The following is a 5758-nucleotide window of genomic DNA, read 5'->3' on the forward strand; positions in this document are numbered from 1 at the left end:
CTAGTTATATTGTTACATTTGTAACACATATTATGCTCAAATCATTTTTACAATGGTAAACACGGAATATTTCATAAAAAGGCTGCAAAAAATCATGGATTTCTACGGTGAATCGGCCTCCTCTTTTGCTGAAAAAATTGGGGTACAACGCTCTAGTATTTCTCACATCTTATCGGGGAGAAATAAACCGAGTTTAGACTTTATTTTGAAAATTCTTTCTGCCTACCCCGAAGTTGATTTGTATTGGCTATTTAATGGTAAAGGTGAGTTTCCTTCAATAGTTAAAATTGAAGACACAAAACAAGACACCATTGCTCCTGGTTTAAACTATGGTAAATTGTTATCTGAAACTGATAAAAACAAAACCATTGAACGTATTGTTATTTTTTATTCTGACGGAAGTTTTAAAAACTACGAGAATTGATTACGGACTTTAGTAATTTTGCATTTTAAAACAAATTCTATGCGATATTTACTTTTCCTAAGCTTTTTGAGTCTATGTAGTTGTTACGAAACAACTAGAAATTGTAAGGATTACAAAACAGGAACGTTCCGTTTTGATTATGTAGTTGATGGAGCCCCTAAAACTGGCACGTTTGAAAGAACGGAACGGTATAGTATAAATTTCTACGATGGAAAAATAGATAGCTCTGAAGTAAAATGGATAAATGGCTGCGAATTTGTTCTATACAAAATCAACCCAAGGTCTATTTCTGAGAAAGACCCTATCCACATGAAAATACTAACAACCACCGATAGTTCTTATACGTTTGAGTATGCTAAAGCTTCATTTAACGAAGGAGAACCTAAACGAAAAGAAAAAGGAGTTGCTTTTAAAGTAGATTAATACAAAGGATATAAAAAAGACTCAACAAGCCTGAATTTTAAGTTTTTATCTTCCGTAATCTCATAAGTTAATAAGAGTTCTCCCCAAAATTCACCATCAGAAAAATCGGCAATGATCCATTTGTGGTTCAACATCTTCACAGTATTAATCAATAACTTTCTACCTTCGCTAGATGCATAAGGGATTATAGGATGCTCACCTTTAACTTCATTTAACTTATAAAGCTCATCCTTTATAAAAGGAATCAATTCATCTATTTTATAACCATCATTCTCAAAATAACTAATTGCATCTTCATTTCTTTCTAAATTAAAATGAGATACTTCTAAAAAATCATTCTGCAGCACAGTAATAGAATCTTTATATTTTTCTGATAGCGTTTTGTAGTTTCCAAGTTTGTTATTCATATCCTCAAATACACGTTTTGCATTTACGTATTGAAACAATACGATGAGTATTGAAAACACAAACAGGTACATAAATATTTTTTGCTTCATCTTTCTATTTTATAAATTAATTTCTAAACCATCATAAGCCAAAAATACATTTTTAGGCAGTTTTTTTTGAATAGCTTCATGGAATCCAAGCAAATGACTAATATGCGTTAAATAAGCAGTTTCGGGGTTAACTTCAGCAATAAATTGTATAGCTTCCTCTAAATTAAAATGAGAAAGATGCGGCTCAATACGCAGTGCATTGACAACTAATACTTTTACGTTCTTGATTTTCTCTACCTCTTCCGCTTTAACTGTTTTCATATCCGTTAAATATGCGAAATCCCCAAATTTAAATCCAAAAACTTGTAATTTATCATGTTTTCCATTAACAGGAATAACTTCCAAATTCTTTAATAAAAAGGGTTCGTTTTTAATTCTATTTTGAATAACGGTAGGAGCTCCTGGGTATTTGTTTTTAGTTTTAAACACATAGTCGAATCGTTTTTTTAACGCTTTTAAAACACGCTTATGGGCATAAATAGGAATATCACCTTGTCTAAAATAAAATGGTCTAATGTCGTCAAAACCTAAAACATGATCAGAATGTTCGTGAGTAAAAACAATACCATCAATTCTATCGCTACCTGCACGTAACATCTGTTGTCTAAAATCTGGTCCGCAATCAATAACGTATGAATAGTTATCCCATTCAATAAGCACCGAAACACGCAATCTCTTATCCTTAAAATCGGAACTTAGACAAACAGGATGGGTACTCCCTATAATAGGTATGCCTTGAGAAGTTCCTGTGCCTAAAAAAGTTACTGTCATTTAAATACCTATCATAAAAGTCTAAATGTAGCACATATTATGGAAAGCCTATATCTCGATGCCACTTTTTTAAAATAATCTTTTAAACCAGAACTAAAATTAATTAATTATTTCATTTAAAACATGACAATTATCACCAATATCACTCTTGAAATAAAGTAATTTTATTACATTAAGAGTTAAAATATTTTCAAATGATAATAGGCGTTTTAAAAGAAACACAAAAAGGTGATAATAGAGTATCTATTACGCCGAAAATTGCTCAACAACTTATTGAAAAGGGATTCGAAATTAGAGTTGAAGAAAATGCAGGTGTAAATTCTTCATACAAAAATTCTGATTACAGTAAATCTGGCGCAGGTATTAGCTCTAAGGAAGATTTATTTAAGAATGCTGATGTTTTAATAAAGATTAATCCCTTTGACAATAAAGAATTAAAAAGTTTAAAAAAGGGACAAATTATTATTGCTCAATTATTTCATAAGTCACATCCTAAGGACATGAAAATTATTTCAAAACAAGGTGCCACGGCTTTTTCAATGGATGCTATACCTAGAATCTCGAGAGCTCAAGACATGGATGTGTTAAGTTCTCAAAATAATTTAGCGGGCTACAAAGCCGTTATTAAAGGCGCATATGAAATGACAAAAATTTTCCCCTTAATGATGACTGCAGCAGGAACCATTTCTCCTGCAAGGGTATTAGTGTATGGGGTTGGGGTTGCTGGCTTGCAAGCTATAGCAACCGCAAAACGCTTAGGAGCTATTGTTGAAGCAACGGATATTAGAAGTGAAACTAAAGAGCAAGCCGAATCGTTAGGTGCCAAGTTTATTTTAGTCGATAATAAAGGAGAAGAATCTGAAGGTGGCTACGCAAAAGAAGCATCTACTGATTATGCGCAACGTCAAAAAGAAGCGGTTGACAAATCACTATTTAAAGCAGATTTAGTGATTACTACGGCTATGATTCCAGGGCGTCAATCTCCCGTTCTGATTACTGAAGATCAAGTAGAAAACATGCGAAATGGAGCGGTAATCATAGATTTAGCAGCAGCTCAGGGCGGTAATTGTGAACTAAGTAAAATGAATAAAACGGTCATTAAACATGGTGTAAAAATTATAGGCACTACTATTGCTCCAGAAAGTGTCTCTACCAATGCGAGTGATTTATACGCCAAAAACACGTTTAATTATATCGTTCATTTAACAGAGGGCCATACATTTAAATGGGATCTAGAAGAGGCCATTACGAATGATACACTTATTGTATTAAAAGGTGAGATAAGACAAAACGGAAAATCATAATAAAATGACAGAATTAATAGAATTTATTAGTAGTAACATCCAAATGATATATATCGTCATACTGATGATATTTGTTGGAGTTGAAATTATAGGGCACGTACCAGCGGTGCTTCATACCCCTTTAATGTCAGGCGCTAATGCTATACACGGCGTTGTGATTATTGGAGCCATTTTAGTTTTACTTGGGGTTAACCCTGAAAATTATTTAGGACAGGCCCTTGGGTTTGTGGCTGTTTTACTTGGTACGCTAAACGTAGTTGGTGGTTTTGTAGTGACAGACCGCATGTTGGAAATGTTTAAAAAGAAAAAATAATGAAAGAATATCTATTTAGTCTCGAGTTTATTTATTTGGTAGCATCTATGACTTACATTCTTGGCTTAAAGATGCTTGGTAAACCAGAAACAGCAAGAAAAGGAAACTTAATTGCGGCAGCTGGTATGACCATAGCTATTATTGGTACTATTTTCTTGCATAAAGAGGTCGTGCCAAATTATATTTATGGATTAATAGGAACGGCTATATTAATTGGAACCGTAATTGGTTGGATGATCGCCAAAAAAGTCGCTATGACCAAAATGCCGGAGCTGGTCTCTTTATTTAATGGTATGGGTGGTGCAAGTGCTGCTTTAATAGGTCTGATTGAATTTGAACATTATACTGGAGACACCCTCTCTACAACAACCATTGTCGCAGGAATCATTATTGGTAGCATCTCCTTTTCAGGAAGTATGATTGCCTGGGCCAAATTAAACGGAACGTTAAATAAACCCTTACGATTACCAAAATATAACGTATTAAATAATCTAATTATAATAGGTGTCGTTCTCTTTGCATCTTATATCGCTTGGTCTGGAAGTGAAAGTCAATTATTTATCTATATTCTGTTTTTCGCAGCATTAGGCTATGGTATTCTCTTTGTTTTACCAATTGGGGGCGCAGACATGCCAGTGGTTATTTCTTTATTGAACTCATTTACGGGATTAGCAGCAGCCCTTGGGGGTTTTTTATACGGAAATATGGTTATGCTAACAGGAGGTATCCTAGTTGGATCTGCCGGTACTATTCTAACCTTTGCCATGTGCGATGCCATGAATAGATCTCTTGTGAATGTTATTTTTGGAAGTTTTGGTGGAGGTGGCGATTCTCTAGTTGAAGAAAGTGGATCTGATACTATGAAAGGATCTATTAAAAAAACAACCATTAGTGATACCGCTATTTTAATGAATTATTCTCAACGCATTATAATTGTCCCAGGTTATGGCTTGGCTGTCGCTCAAGCGCAACATGCGATACATGAATTAGAGCAATTACTAGCAAGCAGAGGTATCGAAGTTAAATATGCCATTCATCCCGTAGCAGGGAGAATGCCTGGACATATGAACGTCTTATTAGCAGAAACAAATGTCGATTATGACAAGCTTGCCGAAATGGAAGATGTGAATCCGGAATTTCAAAATACAGATGTTGTTTTTGTTGTTGGAGCCAATGATGTTGTTAACCCTGCCGCACACAACAACCCATCAAGTCCAATTTATGGCATGCCAATTTTAGATGTTGAAAATGCAAAAAGTATCATTATTAATAAACGTACTATGAATCCGGGATATGCCGGTATTGAAAACGAACTATTTTATAACCAAAAAGCATCTATGTTATTTGGAGATGCAAAAAGTGTTATACAAGCGTTAATTTCTGAATTAAAAGGCATGTAAAAACCAAAACATACTGTAGTAATAAAGCTATTTCAAAAAATGAAATGGCTTTATTTATTTATATCATATCACTATAATTTTTTCTATTTTTGTCATAATACTAAAATTATGGCTTTAACATTAAAAGGAGATAAAGAAATCAGTAAGATTCTGACCATTAAACAGAAATCTTTGCAGATTAATTTAAACGAACATATTTACGGAACTTTTGCGGAAATAGGTGCTGGTCAAGAAACCGTTCGTAATTTTTTTAGAGCTGGAGGTAGTTCTGGTACGATTGCAAAAGCAATGTCTGCTTATGATAAGGATTTTAGTGATGCCATCTATGGTATTGAAGAAGATAATCGTTACGTAACAGAGCCGCGTTTACGTAGAATGTTGAACCATGAAGTAGAACTTATTGAAGACCGGATTTTAAGAGAAAAACATCCTGATAAATTGTTTTTTGCCTTTGCAAATACGGTAGCGACTATCGACTTTTCTAAAAAGTTTAAAGGCCATGGTTGGGTTGGTATTAAATTCCAGTTAGACCCGTTAGAAGATTATAACGAAATAATTATACATTTAAGATTCAAGCAAACAAATGCACAGTTGCAGCAAGAAACTTTAGGAATACTTGGTGTTAA

The 5758-nt window shown here is 33.9% G+C and carries 7 protein-coding genes and 1 pseudogene; 6 read left to right on the forward strand and 2 right to left on the reverse strand.

The window, feature by feature from the left end; translation table 11 throughout:
- Positions 1 to 52: 52 nt before the first annotated feature.
- Both QZ260_RS06880 and QZ260_RS06885 read left to right on the forward strand, forming a co-directional pair.
- The gene (locus tag QZ260_RS06880; protein ID WP_295984347.1) at positions 53 to 424 is read left to right on the forward strand and encodes a helix-turn-helix transcriptional regulator; all 372 of its coding nucleotides are present in this window, start codon (positions 53 to 55) and stop codon (positions 422 to 424) included.
- A 39-nt stretch (positions 425 to 463) separates the two neighbouring features.
- The gene (locus tag QZ260_RS06885) at positions 464 to 847 is read left to right on the forward strand and encodes a hypothetical protein (RefSeq protein ID WP_295984352.1); all 384 of its coding nucleotides are present in this window, start codon (positions 464 to 466) and stop codon (positions 845 to 847) included.
- On the opposite strand, the gene QZ260_RS06890 is transcribed toward QZ260_RS06885, so the two are convergent.
- Both QZ260_RS06890 and QZ260_RS06895 read right to left on the reverse strand, forming a co-directional pair.
- Positions 844 to 1344, reverse strand: a complete 501-nt coding sequence (locus tag QZ260_RS06890) for a hydrolase (protein ID WP_295984355.1) — start codon at positions 1342 to 1344, stop codon at positions 844 to 846. The genes QZ260_RS06885 and QZ260_RS06890 overlap by 4 nt on opposite strands.
- A 9-nt stretch (positions 1345 to 1353) precedes the next feature.
- Positions 1354 to 2115, reverse strand: coding sequence for an MBL fold metallo-hydrolase (locus QZ260_RS06895; protein ID WP_295984358.1), 762 nt, complete (start codon positions 2113 to 2115; stop codon positions 1354 to 1356).
- Positions 2116 to 2309: 194 nt separating this feature from the next.
- Here QZ260_RS06895 and QZ260_RS06900 point away from each other — a divergent pair, with 194 nt between their 5' ends.
- The 4 genes and pseudogenes from QZ260_RS06900 to QZ260_RS06915 all read left to right on the forward strand — a co-directional run.
- On the forward strand, positions 2310 to 3419 hold the full coding sequence (locus QZ260_RS06900; RefSeq protein ID WP_295984360.1) for an NAD(P) transhydrogenase subunit alpha: 1110 nt from the start codon (positions 2310 to 2312) through the stop codon (positions 3417 to 3419).
- Positions 3420 to 3462: 43 nt separating this feature from the next.
- Positions 3463 to 3732: an NAD(P) transhydrogenase subunit alpha gene (locus QZ260_RS06905; RefSeq protein WP_365969329.1), complete on the forward strand. Its 270-nt coding sequence runs from the start codon at positions 3463 to 3465 to the stop codon at positions 3730 to 3732.
- Positions 3732 to 5132, forward strand: coding sequence for an NAD(P)(+) transhydrogenase (Re/Si-specific) subunit beta (locus QZ260_RS06910; RefSeq protein ID WP_295984364.1), 1401 nt, complete (start codon positions 3732 to 3734; stop codon positions 5130 to 5132). The genes QZ260_RS06905 and QZ260_RS06910 overlap by 1 nt, the downstream gene beginning before the upstream one ends.
- A 108-nt stretch (positions 5133 to 5240) precedes the next feature.
- Positions 5241 to 5758: pseudogene (locus tag QZ260_RS06915) on the forward strand (TonB-dependent receptor); the annotation flags it as partial.

The sequence above is a fragment of the uncultured Algibacter sp. genome (assembly GCF_905480415.1).
Lineage (GTDB): Bacteria > Bacteroidota > Bacteroidia > Flavobacteriales > Flavobacteriaceae > Algibacter_B.

Bases quoted from the DNA above. Each gene is read 5' to 3' on its own strand.
- QZ260_RS06910 (WP_295984364.1), top strand. From the start codon at position 3,732: ATGAAAGAATATCTATTTAGTCTCGAGTTTATTTATTTGGTAGCATCT.
- QZ260_RS06905 (WP_365969329.1), top strand. From the start codon at position 3,463: ATGATATATATCGTCATACTGATGATATTTGTTGGAGTTGAAATTATA.
- QZ260_RS06900 (WP_295984360.1), top strand. From the start codon at position 2,310: ATGATAATAGGCGTTTTAAAAGAAACACAAAAAGGTGATAATAGAGTA.
- QZ260_RS06895 (WP_295984358.1), bottom strand. From the start codon at position 2,115: ATGACAGTAACTTTTTTAGGCACAGGAACTTCTCAAGGCATACCTATT.
- QZ260_RS06885 (WP_295984352.1), top strand. From the start codon at position 464: ATGCGATATTTACTTTTCCTAAGCTTTTTGAGTCTATGTAGTTGTTAC.
- QZ260_RS06880 (WP_295984347.1), top strand. From the start codon at position 53: ATGGTAAACACGGAATATTTCATAAAAAGGCTGCAAAAAATCATGGAT.
- QZ260_RS06890 (WP_295984355.1), bottom strand. From the start codon at position 1,344: ATGAAGCAAAAAATATTTATGTACCTGTTTGTGTTTTCAATACTCATC.